General features: G+C 71.8%; 15 protein-coding genes, 1 rRNA gene and 1 riboswitch (1 of these 17 only partly in view). Of the genes, 7 read left to right on the top strand and 9 right to left on the bottom strand.

All coding sequences use genetic code 11. The annotated features are described in order from the left end of the window. A 16S ribosomal RNA gene (locus ACFXBC_RS16825) occupies window positions 1-333 on the bottom strand (it extends 1,193 nt beyond the left edge of the window). A 727-nt stretch (window positions 334-1,060) separates the two neighbouring features. Then, window positions 1,061-1,609, bottom strand: coding sequence for a MarR family winged helix-turn-helix transcriptional regulator (locus ACFXBC_RS16820; RefSeq protein WP_385024211.1), 549 nt, complete (start codon window positions 1,607-1,609; stop codon window positions 1,061-1,063). A gap of 119 nt (window positions 1,610-1,728) precedes the next feature. Between ACFXBC_RS16820 and ACFXBC_RS16815 the strand changes: the two genes are divergently transcribed. Further along, the gene (locus ACFXBC_RS16815) at window positions 1,729-2,997 is read left to right on the top strand and encodes an MFS transporter (protein ID WP_385024217.1); all 1,269 of its coding nucleotides are present in this window, start codon (window positions 1,729-1,731) and stop codon (window positions 2,995-2,997) included. A 68-nt stretch (window positions 2,998-3,065) separates the two neighbouring features. Here the strand turns inward: ACFXBC_RS16815 and ACFXBC_RS16810 are convergent, their stop codons facing one another. After that, entirely contained in the window at window positions 3,066-4,745 is a 1,680-nt protein-coding gene (locus ACFXBC_RS16810) for a SpoIIE family protein phosphatase (protein ID WP_385024209.1), read from the bottom strand. 144 nt (window positions 4,746-4,889) lie between these two features. Continuing rightward, window positions 4,890-6,212, bottom strand: a complete 1,323-nt coding sequence (locus ACFXBC_RS16805; RefSeq protein WP_385024215.1) for an NAD(P)/FAD-dependent oxidoreductase — start codon at window positions 6,210-6,212, stop codon at window positions 4,890-4,892. 392 nt (window positions 6,213-6,604) lie between these two features. On the opposite strand from ACFXBC_RS16805, the gene ACFXBC_RS16800 reads away from it, so the two are divergent. Both ACFXBC_RS16800 and ACFXBC_RS16795 read left to right on the top strand, forming a co-directional pair. Further along, complete coding sequence (locus tag ACFXBC_RS16800; protein WP_385024207.1) at window positions 6,605-7,405, top strand: TetR/AcrR family transcriptional regulator; 801 nt, start codon at window positions 6,605-6,607, stop codon at window positions 7,403-7,405. 342 nt (window positions 7,406-7,747) lie between these two features. Beyond that, complete coding sequence (locus ACFXBC_RS16795; protein WP_385024205.1) at window positions 7,748-9,886, top strand: sigma-70 family RNA polymerase sigma factor; 2,139 nt, start codon at window positions 7,748-7,750, stop codon at window positions 9,884-9,886. A 314-nt stretch (window positions 9,887-10,200) separates the two neighbouring features. On the opposite strand, the gene ACFXBC_RS16790 is transcribed toward ACFXBC_RS16795, so the two are convergent. Then, on the bottom strand, window positions 10,201-12,276 hold the full coding sequence (locus tag ACFXBC_RS16790; protein WP_385024203.1) for an asparagine synthase-related protein: 2,076 nt from the start codon (window positions 12,274-12,276) through the stop codon (window positions 10,201-10,203). 586 nt (window positions 12,277-12,862) lie between these two features. On the opposite strand from ACFXBC_RS16790, the gene ACFXBC_RS16785 reads away from it, so the two are divergent. Next, window positions 12,863-14,284: an MFS transporter gene (locus tag ACFXBC_RS16785; RefSeq protein ID WP_356834861.1), complete on the top strand. Its 1,422-nt coding sequence runs from the start codon at window positions 12,863-12,865 to the stop codon at window positions 14,282-14,284. 31 nt (window positions 14,285-14,315) lie between these two features. Here ACFXBC_RS16785 and ACFXBC_RS16780 read toward each other — a convergent pair whose 3' ends face one another. Then, window positions 14,316-14,510: a hypothetical protein gene (locus tag ACFXBC_RS16780; protein ID WP_385024201.1), complete on the bottom strand. Its 195-nt coding sequence runs from the start codon at window positions 14,508-14,510 to the stop codon at window positions 14,316-14,318. A gap of 9 nt (window positions 14,511-14,519) precedes the next feature. On the opposite strand from ACFXBC_RS16780, the gene lhgO reads away from it, so the two are divergent. The 3 genes from lhgO to ACFXBC_RS16765 all read left to right on the top strand — a co-directional run bounded on the left by lhgO (window position 14,520) and on the right by ACFXBC_RS16765 (window position 18,244). Continuing rightward, entirely contained in the window at window positions 14,520-15,749 is a 1,230-nt protein-coding gene (lhgO, locus tag ACFXBC_RS16775; protein WP_385024199.1) for an L-2-hydroxyglutarate oxidase, read from the top strand. 184 nt (window positions 15,750-15,933) lie between these two features. After that, window positions 15,934-16,740, top strand: a complete 807-nt coding sequence (trmB, locus tag ACFXBC_RS16770; RefSeq protein WP_385024197.1) for a tRNA (guanosine(46)-N7)-methyltransferase TrmB — start codon at window positions 15,934-15,936, stop codon at window positions 16,738-16,740. Between the two features lie 73 nt (window positions 16,741-16,813). After that, window positions 16,814-18,244, top strand: a complete 1,431-nt coding sequence (locus ACFXBC_RS16765; RefSeq protein WP_385024195.1) for a PrsW family intramembrane metalloprotease — start codon at window positions 16,814-16,816, stop codon at window positions 18,242-18,244. Between the two features lie 85 nt (window positions 18,245-18,329). Here ACFXBC_RS16765 and ACFXBC_RS16760 read toward each other — a convergent pair whose 3' ends face one another. The 3 genes from ACFXBC_RS16760 to ACFXBC_RS16750 form a co-directional block, all read right to left on the bottom strand. Further along, window positions 18,330-19,274, bottom strand: coding sequence for an aldo/keto reductase (locus tag ACFXBC_RS16760; RefSeq protein WP_385024193.1), 945 nt, complete (start codon window positions 19,272-19,274; stop codon window positions 18,330-18,332). 362 nt (window positions 19,275-19,636) lie between these two features. Further along, window positions 19,637-20,698: a M23 family metallopeptidase gene (locus tag ACFXBC_RS16755; RefSeq protein ID WP_385024191.1), complete on the bottom strand. Its 1,062-nt coding sequence runs from the start codon at window positions 20,696-20,698 to the stop codon at window positions 19,637-19,639. 11 nt (window positions 20,699-20,709) lie between these two features. Next, a riboswitch (cyclic di-AMP (ydaO/yuaA leader) is annotated at window positions 20,710-20,850 on the bottom strand. A 285-nt stretch (window positions 20,851-21,135) separates the two neighbouring features. Further along, window positions 21,136-22,284 (bottom strand): PP2C family protein-serine/threonine phosphatase, encoded by a 1,149-nt coding sequence (locus tag ACFXBC_RS16750; protein ID WP_385024189.1) that lies wholly within the window; start codon window positions 22,282-22,284, stop codon window positions 21,136-21,138. Window positions 22,285-22,500 lie beyond the last annotated feature (216 nt).

Genomic DNA, 22,500 nt, shown 5'->3' with positions numbered 1-22,500 from the left:
GAGTCTGGGCCGTGTCTCAGTCCCAGTGTGGCCGGTCGCCCTCTCAGGCCGGCTACCCGTCGTCGCCTTGGTAGGCCATCACCCCACCAACAAGCTGATAGGCCGCGGGCTCATCCTTCACCGCCGGAGCTTTCAACCCCCTCCCATGCAGGAGAAAGTATTATCCGGTATTAGACCCCGTTTCCAGGGCTTGTCCCAGAGTGAAGGGCAGATTGCCCACGTGTTACTCACCCGTTCGCCACTAATCCACCCCGAAAGGCTTCATCGTTCGACTTGCATGTGTTAAGCACGCCGCCAGCGTTCGTCCTGAGCCAGGATCAAACTCTCCGTGAATGTTCACCCGTAATCGGGTTGCACATCGCGTTGAGCGGGACAATCGACCGGAATAAGGCCGACTGTCCACAGCGTCCTCGCTGTGTGTTGCCTGACGGATCCGAAGATCCAGCCAGGTCTTTTTCAAAGGAACCACCAACCCACCAGAGGTGGGCCGGGGTATCAACATATCTGGCGTTGACTTTTGGCACGCTGTTGAGTTCTCAAGGAACGGACGCTTCCTTTGTACTCACCCTCTCGGGCTTTCCTCCGGGCTTTTCCCTTCGGTCTTGCGTTTCCGACTCTATCAGACTCTTTCGTGTCCGATTCCCGGCCGGCCGGGTGCTTTCCAGTTCCACGCTTTCGCGTTTCCCTTTCCGGCGATTCCGACTCTATCAGATCCTTTCGGGCCTGACCCCCAGTCAGCGGGGTTTGCCATCCCGGCCGTTGGGCCGTTCCGACGTTTCAAACTCTAGCGGATTTCCCGGGTGACTCATAATCGGGTCCCACCGGTCGTCGAGAATGAATTCCGGCATGCCGAAATTGCTCCCGACGGGAGATCGTGCTGAAGTTTGTTGCCGCATGAGCGGCGGGAGTGGTTGTCGCAGAACCGTTCCGGCCCCGTGACAACTCGAAGAACCTTACAGATCGGCCGGTGGCACGTCAACCGGGGTCGGCGCCCCTGTCAACCCCATTGTTCTGAGCCGGGGTTAAGCGTTCCCGGGCCGCTGAAGACGAGTGGAGAAGCTCAGTCCAGGTCCGTGAGGCGGCCGCCCGCGTCCGGCTGGGCGTCCTCCACCCTGCGCAGCAGGATGGTCAGCATCTCACCGAGGGCCGCGCGGTCCCGGCCGGTCAGGTCCTGGAGGAGGTCCTCCTCGAAGGTCGTGGCCATCCGCATCGCCTCCAGCCACTTCGCCCGCCCCTCGTCCGTGACCTCGACGATGACCCGGACCCGGTTGTTCTCGTCCCGGTCGCGGGTGACGAGGCCCTCCCCCGCCATCCGGTCGATGCGGTGGGTCATGGCGGCGGGGGTCAGGCCAAGGCGCTTCGCCAGCTCCCCCGGGCCCATCCGGTACGGGGCGCCCGCCAGGACCAGGGTCTTCAGCACCTCCCACTCCGTGTTGCTGATGCCGAGGTCGGCGACCTGGCGCCCGTACGCGACGTTCATCCGCCGGTTCAGCCGGCCGAGAGCCGAGACCACCTTCTCGACCTGGGGGTCGAGGTCTCGGAATTCGCGCTGGTAGGCGGCGATCTGCTCGTCGAGGGTCGGCTCCTGCGGGCCGGGGGACTCTGGCATGCCGGGGAGTATCCCACGTAAGCCGTTGGCGTTGAAGTTCTTCAGTGTGTATTGTTGAGGTTCTAACTTTAGCATTGAAGTCTTCAACTTCGAGAGGTGGGTGAGTGGTGACCAAGGCGATGGGTGCCGCGATGCGTCGGATCCAGACAGGTACCGCGCTGAGCGCGTTCGGCATCGGGTTCACCGTTCCGTATCTGTACATCTATGTGTCGCAGGTGCGGGAGCTCGGATCGAGTACGGCCGGGGCCGTGCTAGCCGTCTTCGCGGTGGCCGCCCTGGTCGTCCTGCCCTTCACCGGCCGGCTGATCGACCGCCGCGGCCCGCTGCCCGTCCTGGTGGGGGCCGCGGTGCTGGCCGCGACCGGAGCGATGAGCATGGGGCTCTCGGCCGGAGTGGTGACGGTCGTGCTGTCGGCCGCCCTGCTCGGCGCCGGGACGGCCGTCATGCAGCCGGCTCTCGCGACGATGATCGTCTGGTGCTCCAGCCCGTCCACCCGGACCCGCGCCTTCACCATGCAGTTCTTCCTGCAGAACCTGACGCTCGGCATCGGCGGACTCGTCGGCGGCCAGCTGGTCGACGCGAGCCGGCCCAGCAGCTTCACGCTGCTTTTCGCCATCGAGGCCGTGATGTTCCTGGCGCTCGCCGGGATCGCGGCCACCGTCCGGCTGCCGCGTACTCCCGGGCTTGAGCTGGCACCCCAGCCCCAGGGTGGCGGGGTGCGCGCTCTACTGCGGCACCGGGCCATGGTGCAGCTCTGCGTTCTCGGCTTTGTCATTTTCTTCGCCTGCTACGGACAATTCGAGTCCGGCCTTGCCGCTTATGGGACCGAAGCCGCTGGAATTCAGCCCTCGACGCTCGGAATCGCGCTTGCGGCCAATACGGCCGTGATTGTCGTCGCCCAGTTCGTGGTGCTGAAGGTCGTGGAGAGGCGGCGGCGCTCGCGGGTGATCTCAGCGGTGGGGCTCATCTGGGCGTTCGCCTGGGTCATCGCGGGGTACGCAGGGCTCGGGCACGGCAGCCAGACCATGGCGACGGCCGCGTTCATCTCGACGTACGCGCTGTTCGGGCTCGGTGAGTCCATGCTGTCCCCGACCGTCGCGCCGCTGGTCGCCGATCTGGCTCCCGGCTCCATGGTCGGTCAGTACAACTCGGCCTTCGCGCTGGTCAAGCAGTTGGCGTTGGCCATCGGGCCTGCGGTCGGCGGACCGATGGGGGCCTCGGCGCACCTGGTGTACATCGCGACCTTCGTGGTGTTCTCGCTCGGGATCACCACCCTGGCGCTGCGACTGGGGCGGCGGCTCAGCCCCGTACAGGACAATCCGTCGCTCGGGCACGGTTCGCGGGTCGTGGCCACGCATCTGCCGGAGCCCGCAGCCGCCCCGTACTGACATCGGTCGGCCCGCCAGCGGTTCTGGCGGGCCACTCGGGCCACTCGGGCCACTCGGGCCACTCGGGCCTACGGGAGCTGGCCCGGGTGGTCCGCTGTGCTGTCGGGGAGGGCGAACTCGCACCAGACCGCCTTTCCGCCGCCCGGTGTACGGCGGGAGCCCCAGGACGAGGCAATCGTCGCGATGATCGAGATACCCCGGCCCGCCTCGTCGGCGGCTTCCGCGCGGCGGCGGCGCGGCAGATGGTCGTCGCCATCCGTCACCTCGATGATCAGCCGGCGGTCGGTCCTGCGGAGCCGCAGCCGCATCGGCGGGGTGCCGTGCTGGAGGGAGTTGGCGACGAGTTCGCTGGCCGCGAGGACGCCCAGATCGTGCAGTTCCACGTGAAACCTCCAGGAGGTCAGCACACCGGAGGCGAAGGCCCGTGCACGCGGAGCCGCCTCCACCCCGCCCAGCAGGTCCAGCGCCGCGTTGTGGAACAGCTCGGCGGCCGGGCCGGTGCGCGCCGGGTGCTGGACGACCAGGACCGCCACGTCGTCGTCGTGCTCCGCCGTGACACCCAGCGAGCGGATCAGCCGGTCGCAGACGACCTGCGGGGCGCCGGACGCGCCGGACAGCGCACGCTCCAGAGCGGCCACGCCGTCATCGATGTCCTCGCCCCGGCGCTCCACCAGACCGTCGGTGTAGAGCACTGCGGCGGAGCCGGGCGGCAGCGCGATCGAGTCCGATGTGTGCTGCCAGCCGCCCGTCCCGAGCGGCGGCCCGGTCGGGTCGGCGGCGCGGCGTACCGTGCCGTCCTCGTCCCTGACCAGCACGGGCAGATGGCCGGCCGACGCATAGACCAGGCGTCCTTCATTGGGGTCGTGGACCGCGTAGAGGCAGGTGGCGATCTGGTTCGGGTCGATCTCGGAGGCGAGGCCGTCCAGGAGCTGCAGGATCTCGTGCGGGGGCAGGTCGAGCCTGGCATAGGCGCGGACGGCCGTGCGGAGCTGGCCCATCACCGCGGCGGCCCGGACCCCCCGGCCCATGACATCGCCGATGACCAGGGCCGTGCGCCCGGCGCCGAGGGTGATCACGTCGTACCAGTCACCACCGACGGCCGCGTCCGTGCCGCCCGCCTGGTAGGTGGCCGCGATACGCAGGTCGTCGGGCTGTTCCAGCTCCTGGGGGAGCAGTGAGTGCTGGAGGGTGACGGCGGTTTCGCGCTGTCTGCGTTCGCTGGTCCGCAGCCGTTCGGCCGCGTCGGCGTGGTCGGACACATCGGCGGCGAAGACGAGAACGCCGCCCTGCTCCAGGAGGTGGGGGACCGGGGTGCAGGTCACGGTGTACGAGCCGGTGCCCGGACCGGACTGCACCCGGCGGGACTTGACGGTACGTGGGGTTCCGCTGCGCAGCACCTGGTCCATCAGGGGGAAGAGGCCCAGCTCGTCCAGTTCGGGCAGTTCGTCGGCTCCGCGGGAGCCGGTGGAGCGGGGGCCGAAGGCCGCGGTGTAGGCGTCGTTGACGTACGCGACGCGGTGCTCGGTCCCGTACACCAGGGCGACCAGCGCGGGCAGGCTGCCGAGGATCTCCCGGACCGAGAGTTCGTCCAGCGTGGGGAGCTGGGCGGTGTCGGAGGTCAACTCGGCTTCCGGCGTGGGGGGCTGGGCGGACTCACCGCGGGCTGCTGGCACGGAACTGTGGTCGGCCCGCGCGGCGGCGCGGCGCTGTGTTCCGGGGAGCCGGGCGCTCCAGCGCGTGAAGTTCACTGCTTTTCAAGCCTCGTTTGTCGTGACGGGACGGCTGGGACCTGCTGCTCACCGGCGGGGGGATCCGGGTCGTACGGGGTGTTCTGTACGGGTCTGCGCGCACCTATGGTCACACGCCCCGTGTGACCGGCGGCACTCTCGGCGTCAGTCCCGCGGCGGGCGGTCGCCGCCGGCGGCCCATTCGAATTCGGCCCGCGGGTGTTCCAGCGAACCGAGCGAAACGATCTCGCGCTTGAAGAGCCCGGCGAGCGTCCACTCGGCGAGGACCTTGGCCTTCCGGTTGAAGGTGGGTATACGGCTGAGGTGGTACGCGCGGTGCATGAACCAGGCAGGGTAGCCCTTCACCTTCCGCCCGTAGATGTGGGCGACGCCTTTGTGGAGCCCGAGTGAGGCGACCGAACCCGCGTAGGCGTGCTCGTAGTTGGTGAGGGGTCTGCCGTGCAGCGAGGCGATGATGTTCTCGGCGAGGACCTTCGCCTGGCGTACGGCGTGCTGCGCGTTGGGGGCGGTCTCCCTGCCGGGCTCGTCCGATGTGAGGTCGGGAACGGCCGCCGCGTCGCCCGCCGCCCAGGCGTGGGCGGTCCCTTCGACCTTGAGCTGCGGGGTGCAGCGCACCCGGCCGCGGTCGTTGAGCGGGAGGTCGGATGCGGCGATGACCGGGTTCGGTTTGACGCCCGCGGTCCAGACGAGGGTCCGGTTGGGGAAGCGGGCGCCGTCGCTCAGCACGGCCACCCGGTGGTCGCAGCTGTCCAGCCGGGTCTCCAGGCGTACGTCGATGTTGCGGTTGCGCAGCTCGCGGATGGCGTACTGGCCCATCTCGTGGCCGACTTCGGGGAGGATGCGGTCGGCGGCCTCCACGAGGATCCAGCTCATGTCGTCGCGATCCACGTTGTGGTAGTAGCGGGACGCGTAGCGCGCCATGTCCTCCAGCTCGGCGAGGGCTTCGACCCCCGCGTAGCCGCCGCCGACGAAGACGAAGGTCAGCGCGGCGTCGCGGACCGCGGGGTCGCGGGTGGACGAGGCGATGTCCATCTGCTCGATGACGTGGTTGCGCAGACCGATGGCCTCTTCGATGCTTTTGAAGCCGATGCCGTACTCGGCGAGGCCCGGGACCGGCAGCGTGCGGGAGACGGACCCCGGGGCGAGGACGAGTTCGTCGTAGCCGATCTCCATGCCGCCGGTGCCGTCCTCGGAGCCCGCGAGGGTGGTGACGCTCGCGGTGCGCGCGGCGTGGTTGATGGCGGTGGCCTCACCGATGACGATGCGGCACCTGTCGAGGACCCGGCGGAGCGGCACGACGACGTGGCGGGGCGAGATGGAGCCGGCGGCGGCCTCCGGGAGGAACGGCTGATACGTCATATAGGGGTCGGGGCTGACCACGGTGATCTCTGCTTCGCCGCCCTTCAGCTTCCGCTGGAGACGCAGCGCCGTGTACAGACCGACATAGCCGCCGCCGACGACGAGGATGCGGGTGCCGGCCCTGGGTCCCTGGTCCGGCCCGGGGTTCGTCTCGTGGGAGAGGGGAGCAGTCACTGTCCCATGAGGCAACGGGCGATCGACTTTGTCCACAGGCCCGACAAATTGTGTGACCGGAGATCACCGGCGCGCCGCAGCGCGGCGTTTCCCGGCGTGAAGGGAAGGGCCGCAGGTCAGCGGGTGGGACGGGGAGGGGGAACGGGGGCGGAATAGGGAGAGTCCAGGCTCATACTCCGATCGGGGGGCGCTCCGTGCGGAACTACCCCCTTCTGAATCGCCCCTTGCTCAACTATGTTCGTAGTTCGCCGGGGTGTCGGGTCGGAGCCCCGGGGGGACCAGGCGGGGAGTCTCCGGGGGGAGACATCATTACCGGGGGATCGCATATGCACATTCAGGACGCTCATTGGCAGGCCGCTGTACCGGCTGACGGCGGTGGACGGACAGGGGCGGGCACGGTCGCGCGCTCGGCGCCCCTGCGCGTGGACGCACAGCGCAATCTGGAGCACGTACTGCGGGCCGCCCGCGAGGTGTTCGGCGAGCTCGGGTACGGGGCGCCGATGGAAGATGTGGCGCGCCGGGCGAGAGTCGGGGTCGGGACGGTCTACCGCCGTTTCCCGAGCAAGGACGTCCTGGTCAACCGGATAGCGGAGGAGGAGACCTCCCGTCTGACGGAGCAGGCCCGTACGGCACTTGGGCAGGAGGACGAGCCGTGGTCGGCGCTCTCCCGGTTCCTGCGGACGTCGGTGGCCTCGGGCGCGGGGCGGTTACTGCCGCCGCACGTGCTCCGTGTGGGGGTGGCCGAAGCGGCCGAGATCGGTGACGCCTCGCTCGGCGGGCCCTCGTTGACGTCGGGGACAGGTGCCTCGCCGCAGGAGACACGCGTGCCCCAGCAGCGGCCGGCGCCCAGGGCCGACGGCGGGCCCGTGGACCGGCCGTCGGGAGGTGGTGCCCCGTCCGGCGCTGCCGATGACAGCACGGGAGCCGTGGAGCTGCTGGAGGTCGTGGGGCGGCTGGTGGACCGGGCGCACACAGCGGGTGAGTTGCGGAGTGATGTGACCGTGGCAGACGTACTCCTGGTGATAGCCACGGCGGCGCCGACGCTGCCCGACCCGGTGCAGCAGGCGGCCGCCTCCTCACGGCTGCTCGACATCCTGCTGGAGGGGCTACGGCCCCGTCCGGCGTGAGCGCGGGGACACGGGCTGCCGTCTCGGGGCCGGTGGTGGCCGTACTCGCGGTGTCAGCGACGGGCGGGCTCGCGGTGTCAGCGGCGGGCGGGCTTGCGGCCCCAGCAGCGGCCGGGTTTGCGGCGTTGATGGCTGTCCGGTCGCGGCTCGTCGTGCTGCGGCCACTCATCCGGCCTCTGGGACAACTGGTTGACCCTTCCCCCATTGGGTGAGGGTTAGTGCTCCGATTCGGGAAAACCCCCCGGACGAGTGGTTGCTGAGTGCGGGTGGCCGGTTGTAGTCCGCTCTGTGTCAGTCTTGGCCGGTGTTCTGGTCCGAGGGTGTCTACGGGGGCTTTCCGCGATGAGCGTTGAGGGGCGGGACGAACCACTCGGCGAGGCCGGTGGGGTGCAGCGGCTGCCCGGACAGGGCCCGGGGCAGGTGCCCAGGAGCGCCTCCGCGCAGGACGGTCAGCCGGGACAGGCCGGGCAACCGGAACAGGCCACGCAACCGGAACAGGCCGGGCAGGCAGCGCAGTCGGGGCAGACCGCGCAATCGGGGCGGGCGGCGCAGCCGGAGCAGACCGCGCAGTCGGGGCAGGCGGCGCAGGCCGGGCAGCCAGGACAGTCGGGACGGCAGGGGCACACCGCGCAGTCGGGGCAGACCGCGCAGAGCGGTGCTCCGGGTGCCGGGTGGGCGGCGAGCGTGCCCCAGCAGCGTGAGGGCGGCGGCAGTGGTGTGCTTCCGCCACCGCGCTCCCTGGACCTGCCGCCTTCGGACGCCGAACTGATCGCGCAGATGCGGGAGCAGGTCAGCGGCCCCGACGGCACCGATGGCGGTGAGGGCACGGACAGCGCCTACGAGGAGTTGTTCCGCCGGCACTCCGACGCGGTGCGCCGGTACGCGCGTACGTGCTGCCGCGACGCACACACCGCCGACGACCTGACGGCCGAGGTGTTCGCGCGCACCCTGCAGGCGGTACGGCGCGGGGCCGGGCCGGAACAGGCGGTGCGGGCGTATCTGCTGACCACGGTGCGCCGGGTCGCGGCGGCATGGACGAAGACCGCCAAGCGGGAGCAACTGGTCGAGGACTTCGCCCTCTTCGCCGACCAGGCGGCCAGGTCGGCGTCGTCCGAGGTGTCCGACCAGGACACGCTGGATCTGGGTGCCGACGTCCGGGCCATGCAGATCGCCGAGAAGTCGCTGGCCATGGAGGCGTTCCGTTCGTTGCCCGAGCGCTGGCAGGCGGTTCTCTGGCACACCACGGTGGAGGAGGAGTCGCCGAGCGATGTCGCCCCGCTGTTCGGGCTGACGGCCAACGCCACCGCGGTGCTGGCCAGCCGGGCCCGTGAAGGGCTCAAGCAGGCCTACCTCCAGGCCCATGTGAGCCAGACGCTCACGGCGGGCGGTGACTGCGCGCAGTACGCGGACCGGCTCGGCGCCTACGCCCGTGGTGGTCTGCGGATGCGCGCCGAGCGGGGCCTGCGGAAGCATCTGGAGGAGTGCGCCAGGTGCCGGGTCGCGGTGGGCGAGCTCAAGGACGTCAACGCCGGGATTCCCGCGCTCGTTCCGGTCGCCGTCATCGGCTGGTTCGCCGGAGGGTCCGCCCTCAAGGCCGCCGGGTTCGTCGCGGGCGGTGCGGCAGGGGCCGCCGGGGCCGGGGCCGCCGCGTCCGGCGGGAGTTCCGCGGGCGGCGGGGCCGCCGCTTCCGAGGGGCTCGGGATGCCCGCCAAGGCCGGTATCGCAGCCGGTGTGGTGGTGGCGGCCGCCGCCGGTCTGGCGTTCGCGCTGTCGGGCAGCGATGCCCCCAAGCCGGCGCCGCACGCGGCTCCCCCCGCCACCCACCCCGTCGTACCGCCCGAGCCGACGCCTCCGCCCCCGCGGCCGAAGGCACCGCCCGCTCCCCCGGCGCCCGCGCCCAAGCCGAAGCCCACGCCCGCGCCTCCGAAAGCCACGCCCAAGCCCCCCGCGCCGGCACCGAAACCGACCCCGAGGCCCACGCCGCCGCCCAAGCCGACCCCCACTCCGAAGCCGACCCCGACGCCGACCCCACCGCCCCCGCCGGCGCCCGCCGTCTACCAGGTCGGCGCCCTCGCCTACTCGCTGCTCGGCGACCACACCGAGCCCGAGCTCAGCCTCAAGGACAGCGGCCCGGTGTGGCAGCGCCGTTCCCTGGCCATGCGGGGTACCGAGTACAACCGCGGCATCAGCGTCCACGCCCCGTCCAGCGTGACCATCCAGCTCAACCGGCAGTGCTCCACCTATCAGGCGCTGGCCGGGGTGGACGACATGTCGCTGGGGCTCGGAGCGGTGCGCTTCTCGGTGTACGGGGACACGTCCCGGCTGTGGAGTTCGCCCGTGGTGCACGGCGACGACCCGGCCGTGCCCGTACGGGTCGGGATCGCCGGTTTCCGTACGCTCCGGCTCGTGGTCGAACGGAGCGGACCGTTCGGCTCGGTGGCGGTGGCCGACTGGGCGCAGTCACGGATCAGCTGCCGCTGACCGGGGCCCGTCCCGCGCCACCTGAACCGGCTCCGCCCGGAGCGGAGACCGGCCTGCCCGCACCCAGGACCGGGCCCCTGATCCAGGGCCCCCGACCACTCGCAGAGCCGACACCGGCCGGCCCGGCCCCAGGGCCATCCCACGGAGCCGACACCGGCCGGCCCGGGATCCGCAGCCCCCGACACCGAGCCCACTCGCGGCACCGAGACCACCCACAGCGCCCATACCGCCACGCCCGACCAATACGACCCGACCCGGCCCGACCCGTCGGCCAACCCGCCCCGGCCAAGTCCCGCTCCCGGCAGGCCGCTTCCCTAAAGGCTCCGCCGCGGTACGACTCCGCCCGCCACCGCCCGCTGCTTCGGGGCCGCCGTCCCTGTCCAGCAACTGCCGCGCCTGGCCAGCAGCCTGCGCAGCCACAGCTCGGTGGAGACCAGGTCGGCGAGCCCGTCGAGCGGCAGCCGCTCCCCCTCCGCCGCCGCGCGCAGGGCCTTGCGGACCACCCGCGCCTCGATCAGGCCGGCGTCCGCGAGCAGCGGGGCGTCGAACAGCGCGATCAGCGTGGGGAGCGAGGCGCGCAGCCCCTTCCGGGACGCGGCATTCGCGGTCGTGTGGGACGGGGCGCCCCAGCCTGCGGGCAGATCGTGGATGCCCGCGCCGGCCAGCACCGTACGGAGGATCTCGGCCCGTGCGCCGGGCTGGACCCGCAGCGATTCGGGGAGCAGCCGGGCCGCCCGTACCACCTGGTTGTCGAGGAACGGCGCGTGCAGCCGCTGGCTCCGCACCTCCGCGGCCTGTTCGAAGACCCGGTGGTCCGCCGCGTACCGGGCGAGCGCCGCGCGGGCGCGGGCCTCGCCGGGTCGCTGCACCGAGGTGGGGCGCAGCGCCGACTCCTGGAGGCGTACGGAGACTTCCGCGAGCGCCTCACCGGTCAGCCAGCGCGCGGCCGGCCCCGGCCGTGACCAGGTGAGGGCCGCCAGCGAGGCATCCAGCGTGGAGCCTTCGGCGGTGTGCTGGACCTCGCGGTCGCGCAGCAGGACGGCCGCCGCCTCGATGCCCGTGCGGTACGGGGTGCGGGCCAATCTGCGTGCGGCGCGGTAGACGGTGAAGGGGATGAGGACCGAACCGTCCGCCCTGGCCAGCGCCGCGACCGGTTTGACCAGATGGCGTCTGCGGCGGTCCATCAGCAGGTCGGCCAGGCGCGCGGGGTGCGCGTCGAGCACCTGCCGTGCGCCGTCCCCCACCAGGTGGTCCGCGCTGCCCGCGGCGAGCCGCAGCCGGTGGCGCTCCGACGAGATCAGCGAGGGGCCCGGCTCGTCGGTCAGCGGGCCCGACTCCAGATCGGCGTACGGCAGCGACTCCTCGCCGCCCGCGACCACCACATGGTGCAGGCGTGGATTGGCCGCGATGGCGCCCGCCCGTTCCAGTTCGGGTGCGTGGCCGCGCGCGGAGAGGTCGTTGAAGGTGACGGCGAGGAGGCGTTCCCCCGCGCCGGTGCCATGGCCGAGGATCGTGCCCGGTACGCCGGGCAGCCCGGCCGCGAGGAGCGTCAGGGTGGCGGAGGCGCTGCCGCCGGAGAGATCGGCGCCGATTCCCGGGGCGGGGGCCCCGCGGGCCGCGCGCCGTTCGGCCGGGCCCATTCCCGGGACCGGGCCCGGGTCGGGCGGCAGCCTTTCGGGCGCGTGTCGGGGGGCGGTGAGCCGGGCGCGTACGGCTTCGACGAGCGCGTCCCGTACGCCGTCCACGGCCCGGTCCGGGTCGACCTGGGCCGCCGCCACGGCGAGCGATGCCACCTGCTCGTACCCGGTGATCTCCCGGGAGCCCTCCCGGAGGATGAGGGCGTGGCCCGGCGGGATGCGCCGCACCCCCGCGTAGGGCGTCGAGTCGCGCAGCGCCTCCGGTACGTCGGGGCAGGCGAGCAGCGCCGCCAAGTGGCCGATGTCCAGCTGGGCTTCGACCAGATCGGCGAGCGGCAGGGCGGCGGTGGCGTACGCGGTGCCGTTGGCCCAGGGGGTGTGGAAGACGGGGCGCGCGCCGGCCAGGTCGCCGATGACGGTGACCCGGCGGCCGGACTGCACGACGACCGTGTAGCTGCCCGCCCAGGAGGTGAGATGACGCAGCGCACCACCGCGCGCGGCGAACAGACCGACCCGCAGCTCCTCGTCGGTCGCCGCGCAACACCCCAGCACAGCAAGGCGGGTGAAGGGGTCGACCGAGATGACCCGTACTTCGTCGGGCCGCCAGTCACCGACCGCCCAGAGGGGGTCGGGATCGCCCCAGAGCAGCTGGGAGCCGACGGGGTGGACCGTGCGCCCCTCGTCAGCGCTGCCCACCGAACCGGCGGTGCCGAAGCTCGCGGCAGTACTGCTCCACCCCACCAACCACCGCATCGCCGCCTCCACAGGCTGTGGACAACTGAGCGCCCACTGGGGCGTTCAGGACCATGCTGCCATGACAACGGCGTACCGGAGGGGGTACGGAAGCGCGCACCCATATGCGAATGCGCCCCCGGCAAAGGCCATTCGGTCTTGCCCGACGAGGGTCGTCATCCAGCCATTCTGGCGGAGTGGCATCTGTGCGGGAAGGGGTGCCGACGGGCCGCGGAGCGCATCGGTCCGGGAGACGCCGTACGCCTCCCGGACCGGTCGGCCGCCCGCGGGGATTGAGGCGGCCGTATCCCCCAGCCCACTGGATCCTGTGCAGTGGGCCGACCCACGCACTCCCCATGGAAGACCGCGCGGGACGGCCGGACCAGAGCGCACGGCCGGGCGCACGGCCACACACCGGGAGCACGGGCGGTGATCGTCGCCCGTCTGGAGAGCGCTCCGCGCGGGCAACAATCCCGCCATCCGGAACATCACCCCTTAACGGTAGGGATGCGGCGAACTACGCTGGGTTTACGAATGCCGTGCACGGCTTCTCGGACAGGACGAGTCGCCGCGACACGGCGGCCGTCTGTGTGTCGAGGGGTGGCGCATGTCCAGGGAGCTACGCGGGCCGAACGACAAACTCGGCACGGTTCTCGCCGTCGCGGGAATCAGCAACGCCGGACTGGCGCGACGGGTCAACGACCTCGGCGCCCAGCGCGGTCTGACGCTTCGGTACGACAAGACATCCGTGGCCAGGTGGGTCTCCAAGGGCATGGTGCCGCAGGGCGCCGCCCCCCATCTGATCGCGGCGGCGATCGGCGCCAAGCTGGGCCGGCCCGTACCACTGCACGAGATAGGACTCGCGGACGCGGATCCGGCCCCCGAGGTCGGCCTCGCCTTCCACCGGGATGTCAGCTCGGCCGTGGTGTCGGCGACCGATCTCTACCGGCTGGACCTCGCGGGCCGCCGGGCCGGGAGTGGCGGGATATGGCAGTCGCTCGCCGGGTCCTTCGCGGTCACGGCATATGCGACCCCCGCTTCGCGATGGCTGATAACACCCGCCGACTCCTCGGTCGAGCGGGGCGCCGAGGAGTTGGCGGACCCGGCCGCGCTGCGCGTCGGGCACAGCGATGTCACCAAACTGCGGGAGGCCGCCGAGGACGCCCGGCGCTGGGACTCCAAGTACGGCGGCGGCGACTGGCGTTCGTCGATGGTGCCCGAGTGCCTGCGGGTGGACGCGGCCCCGCTGCTCCTCGGCTCGTACTCCGACGAGGTGGGCCGCGGACTCTTCGGCGCGACCGCCGAACTGACCAGGCTGGCCGGGTGGATGGCCTTCGACACCGGCCAGCAGGAGGCCGCCCAGCGCTACTACATCCAGGCGCTGCGGCTCGCCCGCGCGGCCGCCGATGTCCCGCTCGGGGGATATGTCCTGGCCTCGATGTCGCTCCAGGCGGTCTACCGGGGCTTCGGGGACGAGGGGGTGGACCTCGCGCAGGCGGCGGTCGAGCGCAACAGGGGCCTGGCGACCGCCCGTACGATGAGTTTCTTCCGGCTGGTCGAAGCACGGGCGCACGCACGCGCCGGTGACTCGGCAGCGGCCGGCGCGGCGCTGAAGGCGGCGGAGGGCTGGCTGGAGCGCTCGCGCGAGGGCGACGCCGATCCGTCCTGGCTCGGCTTCTACTCGTACGACCGGTTCGCCGCCGACGCCGCCGAGTGCTACCACGATCTGAAGGCCCCGCGGCAGGTGCGGCGCTTCACCGAGCAGGCGCTGTCCAAGCCCACCGAGGAGTTCGTCCGCTCGCACGGGCTGCGGCTGGTGGTGAGCGCGGTGGCGGAGCTGGAGTCCGGCAATCTGGACGCGGCGTGCGCCGCGGGCACCAGGGCGGTGGAGGTCGCCGGGCGGATCTCGTCGGCGCGGACCACGGAGTACGTACGGGATCTGCTGCACCGTCTCGAACCGTACGGCGACGAGCCAAGAGTGGTGGAGTTACGCGAGCGGGCCAGACCACTCCTGGTGGCGCCCGCGTAGAACGGTCCTCCCCCTTGGTTTGAGGGCACTGTCAGTGGGCCAGTGCACTATCGGGGTGGGAGGAGGTGCGATGTCTTTCGGGAACGGCGGCGTACGGGGCGGCGGTGACCGCGGCGAGAGCGCTGGTCACCGCGGTGGCGACACGGGTGGCCGTGATGCCGGTGGTCACCGCAGTGGCCGGAGCGGCGGTCACCGCGCTGGTTACGGCGGCGGTCACAGCAGTCATTACGGCGGTGTGCGCAGCAGTGGTCACAGCGGCGGTTTCGACTGCGATGTGCTGATCATCGGCGGCGGGATCGTCGGGCTCTCGACGGCGTACGCCCTGACACGGTCCGCGCCGGGCACCCGGGTCGTGGTGCTGGAGAAGGAGCAGCGCACCGCCCGTCACCAGACGGGCCGCAACAGCGGGGTCATCCACAGCGGGATCTACTACCGGCCCGGCTCCCTCAAGGCCCGGTTCGCGGTGCGCGGTGCGGCGGAGATGACCGAGTTCTGCGCGGAGCAGGGCCTGCCGTACGAGGTGACGGGCAAGCTGATCGTCGCGACGGAGCGGGACGAGCTGCCCCGGCTGCACGCCCTGGCCCAGCGCGGCCGGGAGAACGGGATTCCGGTGCGGGAGCTGGGACCGGCCCAGATCGCCGACGAGGAGCCCGGGGTCCGCGGGCTCGCCGCGATCCGGGTCGCCACCACCGGGATCGCCGACTACGGGGCGGTGGCCGCACGCCTCGCGGAGCTCTCGGAGGCGGCGGGGGCGGAGATCCGGTGCGGGGCCGAGGCCGTCCGGATAGCCCGGCGTCCGGAGGGTGTCGCTGTCGCCACATCGGACGGAGCGGTGATCCGGGCCCGGACCCTGGTCAACTGCGCGGGGCTGCAGTGCGACCGGATCGCACGGCTCGCGGGCGACGAACCGGGCATGCGGATCGTGCCCTTCCGCGGGGAGTACTACACGCTGACCCGCCCCGGTCTGGTGCGCGGCCTGGTCTACCCGGTGCCCGACCCGGCCTTCCCCTTCCTCGGGGTCCATCTGACCCGGGGCACCGACGGCACGGTCCACGTCGGGCCGAACGCGGTGCCCGCGCTGGCCCGCGAGGGATACGACTGGAGCACGGTGCGCCCGGCCGAGCTGGCCACCACGCTGGCCTGGCCCGGTGCCTGGCGGATAGCCGGGCGCCACTGGCGTTACGGAGCGGGCGAGCTGCACCGCTCGCTGTCGAAGCGCGCCTTCACCGAGGCGGTGCGGCGGCTGCTGCCCGCCGTCGAGGAAGCGGATCTGCGCCGGGCGCCGGCCGGGGTGCGGGCCCAGGCGGTGCTCAGGGACGGCACCCTGGCCGACGACTTCCTGATCCGGGAGGCACCCCGCACTGTGCATGTGCTGAACGCGCCCTCACCGGCAGCGACGGCCTCCCTGCCGATCGGCCGTGAGATCGCCCGCAGGGCGCTGGCCTCGGTGGAGGTGCGGGCCTGACCGGACGCCGGGGACGGGGCGGGAGGCGTGTGCGGTGTGCGGTGTGCGGTGAGAGGGGGACCCGGGCCGGGGCGGGCTCGGATACGGGGGCGGGAACAGGTCCGCGGGGACGAGTCCGGGACAGGAGGGACCCGGGCCGGGGCCGGAATCGCGGTTCCGGACGGGACCGTAGAATCGGGGCACTGTGTCCGATCCCCTGAGTCCACTGAATCCCCCGCAAGAGCCCTCGCCGCCCCGCCGCGCCAAGGGCGAGCCGCGCTTCCCGGGCGGCCCCGCGGCCGACCCCGCGGGCTCGCACCACGAGCGCCGGATCCGCAGCTTCCAGCCGCGCCGCAGCCGCGTCACGACCGGGCAGGCCGACGCACTGGAGCGGCTCTGGCCGCGCTGGGGGCTGGACATCGACGGGCAGCGGGTGCTCGATCTGCCCGCTCTGTTCGACGGTCTCCCCGTGGTTCTGGAGATCGGCTTCGGCATGGGCGAGGCCACCGCGCAGATGGCCGCGGCCGACCCGTCGACCGGGATCCTCGCCACCGATGTGCACACCCCGGGCCAGGGAAACCTGCTGCGTCTCGCGGAGCGGAACGGGCTGTCCAACATCCGGGTGGCCAACGGTGACGCGATCATCCTGCTCCGCGAAATGCTGAAGCCGGACTCGCTCGCCGGGCTGCGCGTGTACTTCCCCGACCCCTGGCCCAAGAGCCGGCACCACAAGAGGCGGCTGATCCAGCCGGACTTCCTCGACCTGGCCGCGGGCCGACTCGCGCCCGGCGCCGTACTGCACTGCGCGACCGACTGGGTCCCGTACGCCGAGCAGATGCTGGAGGTGCTCACCGAGCACCCCTGCTTCGACAACACCACGGCGGACGGGGGTTACGCACCGCGGCCCGGGTTCCGGCCGCTGACCCGGTTCGAGGGCCAGGGACTCGACAAGGGCCACGCCGTGCACGATCTGCTGTTCCGCCGCAACGACCGGCCGGCCCCGCGTCCGTAACGGCGATGCCCGGCGGGCCCCGGAATCGGGTACGGCGTCGCGATTGTCGGTGCCGCTCGTTAGGCTCCATCGGGTGTACGAATCGAGCGTGCCGCCCGGGGCGGCCCATCCGGTGGTCCCGGTGTACGAGGAGCAGCCGCGCTTCGACGCCGTCCCCCCGCGTGCACACTGGCGCTACGCACCCCGCAGGGACTTCTGGCGGAGCAAGGCGCTGCGCGCCGCCGCGGTGATCATCGTTCTCGCCATCTGCGGACTGCTGATCCTCTCGCTGGTCCGCGAACAGACCGGCACCGAGGGCTTCCTGGTCGGCATCGGTCTCGCCGTGCTTCCGGTGCCGCTGCTCATGGCGGCCTTCCGCTGGCTCGACCGGGTGGATCCGGGCCCCTGGCGCAATCTGATCTTCGCCTTCGCCTGGGGCGCCTGTGCCGCCGCCCTGGTCGCGATCATCGCCAACTCCTTCGCCACGCACTGGATAGCGACCGCCACAGCGGATCCGACGAGCGCGGACACCCTCGGGGCGAGAGTGGTGGCGCCGGTCATCGAGGAGAGCGCGAAGGCCGCGGCGATCCTGCTGATCTTCCTCTTCCGCAGACGCCACTTCACCGGGATCGTGGACGGGGTGGTCTTCGCGGGCTTCACCGCGACCGGCTTCGCCTTCACCGAGAACATCCTCTATCTGGGCAGCGCCTTCGGCGAGGACAAGTCCCTGGGGTTCTCGGGTGTCCCGGCCGTGACGGCGGCGACCTTCTTCGCCCGGGTGGTCCTCTCGCCCTTCGCCCACCCGCTGTTCACCGTGCTGACCGGTATCGGCTTCGGTGTCGCGGCATCGGCCGCCGGGCACCAGCGGCTGCGCCGGACCGCACCGCCACTGCTCGGGCTGGTCTGCGCCATGGGCATGCACGCCCTGTGGAACAGCTCGTCGGCCTTCGGCACCTATGGCTTCTACCTGGTCTACGGCGCCTTCATGGTCCCGGCCTTCGGAACGGTCACCTGGCTGACGATCTGGACCCGCCAGCGGGAGCTGCGCACCATATCGGCCGAGCTGCCGGCCTACGCGGCGGCGGGCTGGCTGGCCCCCGCGGAACCGCTGGCGCTCTCGTCGATGCGGGCGCGCGCCCTGGCCCGCGCCTTCGCCGCGCGTACGTTCGGCGGAGGATTCGGCGCGACCAGCCCCCATCTGGGCCCTCACCCGGCGGCGTACGGCCAGAGCCCCTATCACCGGCCGCCCGCGCACGCCGACGCCAAGTCCCGTGCCCGGGCCGCGTCCCGCGCGGTCTCCGAGTACGAGGCCTTCGCGACCACCCTCGCCTTTCTGCGGCACCGGGCCCACCGCGGTGTGGTGGACCCGGACTTCGAGGCGCGCGAGCAGGAGCTGCTGCACCACCTCTGGCAGCGCAAGGAGATAGCCGGGCCCGCGCTGCTCCACGCCGCACAGGCGACCGGGCGGGTACGGGTGCCACCACCGCATCTGGACTACGGCGGCTACAACCCGTACCAGCACTGACCCGACCCGGGACGCCCCCGGAAAGCCGGCCGGCTCTCGGCCGCCCCCGGGATACCGGCCGGGCCCGGCCCGTTCTCTCGGACTCTCAGGCGGCGGCTGCGGTCAGCTCAGCCACCTCGGCGTCGGTGAGCTTCAGTTCGGCCAGGGCGGTCAGCGCGGGCAGCTGCTCGACCGTACGGGCCGAGGCGATCGGCGCGACGACGGTCGGCTGTGCCGCCAGCCAGGCCAGGGCGACGGTGGCGACCTCCGCCTCGTGCGCCGCCGCGATCTTGTCGAGCGCGGCGAGGACCTTCGGCCCCCGCTCGGTGTCCAGGTGCTGCGCCGCGCTGCCGGCCCGGACACTGTCGACGTCCGCGCCGGGCCGGTACTTGCCGGTGAGGAACCCGGAGGCCAGCGCGGAGTACGGGACGGCCGCCAGACCGTGCCGGGCCGCCACGTCCTGGAGCGCGCCCTCGTAGGTGTCGCGGGAGACCAGGTTGTAGTGCGGCTGCAGAGCGGAGTACCGGGCGAGCCCCTCGGCGTCGGAGAACGCCACGGAGGCGTCCAGCCGCTCGGGGCTCAGATTGGACGCGGCGATGGCGCGGACCTTGCCGGCCTTCACCAGATCGTCCAGGGCGGTGATGATCTCATCGACGGGTACGGACTCGTCGTCGCGGTGCGTGTAGTAGAGGTCGATGTAGTCGGTCCGGAGCCTGCTCAGCGACGCGTCGGCCGCGGCCTTGATGTTCGCGGCCGAGAGCCCCCGGTACTCGGGGTGCGAGCCGACCTTGGTGGCGACCACCACGTCTTCGCGGTTCCCGCGTGCGGCCAGCCAGTTGCCGATGACGGCCTCGGACTCGCCGCCCTTGTTGCCGGGCACCCACGACGAGTAGGTGTCCGCTGTGTCGATGAAGTTGCCGCCTGCCGCGGTGTAGGCGTCGAGCACGGCGAAGGACTGTTCTTCGTCGGCGCCCCAGCCGAAGACGTTGCCGCCGAGGGAGAGCGGGAAGACCTGGAGGCCGGAGGAGCCGAGTGCGCGGAGAGAAGTCATACGCCGGTCAACCCTGCGGTCGCCGCCCGCTATTCCGGCCCGCCCCCGTACGGACGAACCGGCAGCCCTGACGTCGGGGGGGATGCCGCCAGGGCTGCCGGGGTGCGGGACGCCGTATCCACCGGCGTTGCGCGCGGGGTGCCGTGCCTCCGGGCGTTCGCGCGGGGCGCCCGTCCTATGGATGTTGCGCAGGGGGCGCCATACCTGCGGACGTTCGTGCGGGGCGCCGTGCCCACGGACGTTGCCCACGGGCGTTGCCCACGGGCGTTCGCGCGGGTGCCATGTCTGCGGACGCCGCGCCGAGGCGCGGCCCTGCGTGCGAGTGCTCCGTGCGGGGGCCGGGCCCTGCCGGGCCGCGTTCCTTACGGGTTGAGGCCCTTGCCCTGGAGCCAGGTCATCGGGTCGACCGGGTCGCCGCCACCCGGCCGGACCTCCAGGTGCACATGCGGGCCCGTGACATTGCCGGTGGCGCCGACCCGGCCGATGACCTCGCCGGTGGCGACCTTCTGGCCGGCGCCGACCGAGATCGAGGACTGGTGGCAGAACCACAGCTCCGTACCGTCGTCGAGCGCGACGACCGTGCGGTAGCCGTACGCCCCGGCCCAGCCCGCCGACTTGACCGTGCCGCCGTGCACGGCCTTGATCGGGGTGCCGGTCGGCGCGGCGAAGTCGAGACCGGTGTGGTGGCCCGACGACCACATCGCACCGCCGTCGTTGAACCGCGAGGTGAGGGTGTACGAGGAGACGGGGAGCGAGTAGCCGGCCGCCAGCTTGGCGAGCCGCTCCTTCTCCGCCTTGGCCTCGGCCTCCGCCTCGGCCTTCTTCTTGGCCGCCTTCTCCTTGGCCGCCGCCTCGTCCCGCTTCTTCGCGGCCTCCGCCGACGCCTTCTCCGCGGCCGCCTTCTCGGCCGCCGCCTTGGCCTCGTCGTCGATCGCGCCCTGCTGCTGCTCGGCCTGCTGGAGGATTCGTGCCCGGAGGGCCTCGCCCGCGTCCGCGCTGCCCTTGCCGGTGGCCGCGGCGGTGGTGAGGGCCGCGTCGGCGGCGCCCGTCTCCGTACCGCCGTGGTCCGGCACGTCGCCGATGTCGGAGATCAGTGAGCCCACGCCGGGCAGCGATTCGGCCTCCGGCAGCTTGTCCTTGACGGACTGCGGGAGGTCGGGGAGCGAGATCGCGAGCGGCGGCTTGCTCTGCGCGCTGGCCATGCCGCCCGCGCCGACGGCCGCGATCACACCGACGCCGAGCACCGTGGAGCTGCGGGCGAGACCGTTGCGCTGCTTGGCGACCCGGTGTTTGCCGCGGACGGTACGGAGGGAGTCCTCGGTGGGATTCCACTCGTCCGGCGCGCCGCCTTCCGCACCGCCGAAACCGAGAGCATCGTCGTTCGGGAAGTAAAGCGTTTCGGGGGCAGGGTTGTTGGACGCCACGGAGGCGCACTCCTTTCCTTCCTTACCGCCTACCGGGTTAGCTGACGGGTTCGGAGCAGGAAGGTCTCCTACGGGCAGCCCTTGCGGAGAGGCCCGATTCACCCCAATTGGTGGTTCCCCGGTTCCCTTGCGGGATTCGGCGCGTGCGCACGGTGCCGCCTCTTGCGACGACTGGGACAACCGCGCTGCGTTATCGAACGTTAATAGACGCGAGGGCCGGATTCCAAGCTGTTCCGACTGATCGTTAACGGCTTTGGCCCGTACTTACCAGGACATAACCGGGCGGATTCGGGCGACTTGATCATCCCTCAGCGGTGGCCGGGAAACCTCGAAATCCTGATCGTGCGTCAACTGTTATGCGGAGTGGTGCTCTTCGACTACGGATCGTGTCCTCCGCGAATCACGTCCTTCGCGGATCACGTCATTCGCGGATCACGTCATTCGCGTTCACGCTCGCGGTGCACGATCCCCACCGTCCTGCGCCGCGCCGGCTGCCCCCGCAGCGGACGGCCCACCGCGAGCAGCGCCATGTCGTCCGTGGAGTGCCCGCCCGTGTGCAGCCGTACGTCGTCGGTCACCGCCGTCAGCAGTTCCTCGGGCCCCGGGAAGATCCGGCCGCGCAACCGCTCCTGCGGTTCGTAGAAGACCCCCTGCGCGTTCCTCGCCTCGGACAGCCCGTCGGTGTAGAGCAGCAGCGTGGACCCCGGCGGGAACGGCGTCTCGTCCGCCCGGTCCGGCCAGGCCGCCAGATCGGACAGCCCCAGCGGCAGCGCGGGATCGGTCGGGGCCAGGACGTGGACGTCCCCGTCCGCGTACAGCAGCAGCGGTTCGGGGTGGCCCCGGTTGAGCAGCCGGATCATGCCCTGGTTCTCGCGCGGGATCTCGGCGAGCGCGGCCGTGGTGAACCCCTCGAAGGCGTCGAGCCCTTCGCGCCGGATCCCCTCCCGGGTCAGCGCGCGCTCCAGCCGCTGGGCGACCTCCTCGATCGTCACCTCCTGTTCGGCGGCCTCCCGGAAGGCCCCGATCACCACGGCCACGGCCTCGACGGCGCCGAGCCCCTTGCCCCGCACGTCGCCTATGACCAGCCGGACCCCGTACGGGGTGTCCTGCACGGCGAAGAGGTCGCCGCCGATGAAGGTGCCGGCCTGGGCGGCCTCGTACCGCGCCGCGATGTGCAGTTCGGCGATCCGCTCGGACGGCACCGGCAGTACGGCGCGCTGCGCGGTCTCCGCGACGACCCGCGCCGATGCGAGTTCCTCGCCGCTTCGCCGGATGACGCGGTTGATGGCCAGCGCGACGCAGGACACCGTGAAGACGGTGATCAGTTCGGTGATCGCCGAGCCCCTGCCGGATGTGCCGTCAGCGGCACGGAGTCCCGCGATGGCCAGGACCGAGACGATCCCGGTGGTCAGGGTGGCCCGGAACGAGAAGAGCGGGGCTGCGATCACCGGGGCGGCGGCGAAGAACGGGGCGGCGGTGAACGCGGGCGGGGTCAGCTGGTCGAAGACCGCCCCGCCCACGATCAGCACGGCGGGGAGCACACGGAGTAACCCCCGCACCCAGCCCGAATCGTCTCGCTGCCCCACCAGTACCCTCCTGCCCGGTTCCGTAAAGCGGCGGACGGTACCGCGCCCTACCAGGCTGTCGGCACCCGGGCCGGTGTGCGATTCGGCCTCGGCCAAGTGGGGGAAGGACAGCGGGCCCCGGAAACGCGGCGTCGGGTGGGGGCGGGCGGCGGGGGCGGTCCGGCGCGTGTTATTGCACTGGAGACAGATTTTCACACAACAGCTGAAGGAGAGAGA

Source organism: Streptomyces sp. NPDC059398, assembly GCF_042751845.1.
Classification (GTDB): domain Bacteria; phylum Actinomycetota; class Actinomycetes; order Streptomycetales; family Streptomycetaceae; genus Streptomyces.
Note: the sequence above shows the minus strand (reverse complement) of the source record. Positions and strands in the feature narration are given on the sequence as shown.

Excerpts from the sequence above, each read along its gene's own strand:
- ACFXBC_RS16820 (WP_385024211.1), bottom strand. The coding sequence starts at position 1,609 with ATGCCAGAGTCCCCCGGCCCGCAGGAGCCGACCCTCGACGAGCAGATC.
- ACFXBC_RS16815 (WP_385024217.1), top strand. The coding sequence starts at position 1,729 with ATGGGTGCCGCGATGCGTCGGATCCAGACAGGTACCGCGCTGAGCGCG.
- ACFXBC_RS16800 (WP_385024207.1), top strand. The coding sequence starts at position 6,605 with ATGCACATTCAGGACGCTCATTGGCAGGCCGCTGTACCGGCTGACGGC.
- ACFXBC_RS16795 (WP_385024205.1), top strand. The coding sequence starts at position 7,748 with ATGAGCGTTGAGGGGCGGGACGAACCACTCGGCGAGGCCGGTGGGGTG.
- ACFXBC_RS16790 (WP_385024203.1), bottom strand. The coding sequence starts at position 12,276 with ATGCGGTGGTTGGTGGGGTGGAGCAGTACTGCCGCGAGCTTCGGCACC.
- ACFXBC_RS16785 (WP_356834861.1), top strand. The coding sequence starts at position 12,863 with ATGTCCAGGGAGCTACGCGGGCCGAACGACAAACTCGGCACGGTTCTC.
- ACFXBC_RS16780 (WP_385024201.1), bottom strand. The coding sequence starts at position 14,510 with ATGACTGCTGTGACCGCCGCCGTAACCAGCGCGGTGACCGCCGCTCCG.
- ACFXBC_RS16760 (WP_385024193.1), bottom strand. The coding sequence starts at position 19,274 with ATGACTTCTCTCCGCGCACTCGGCTCCTCCGGCCTCCAGGTCTTCCCG.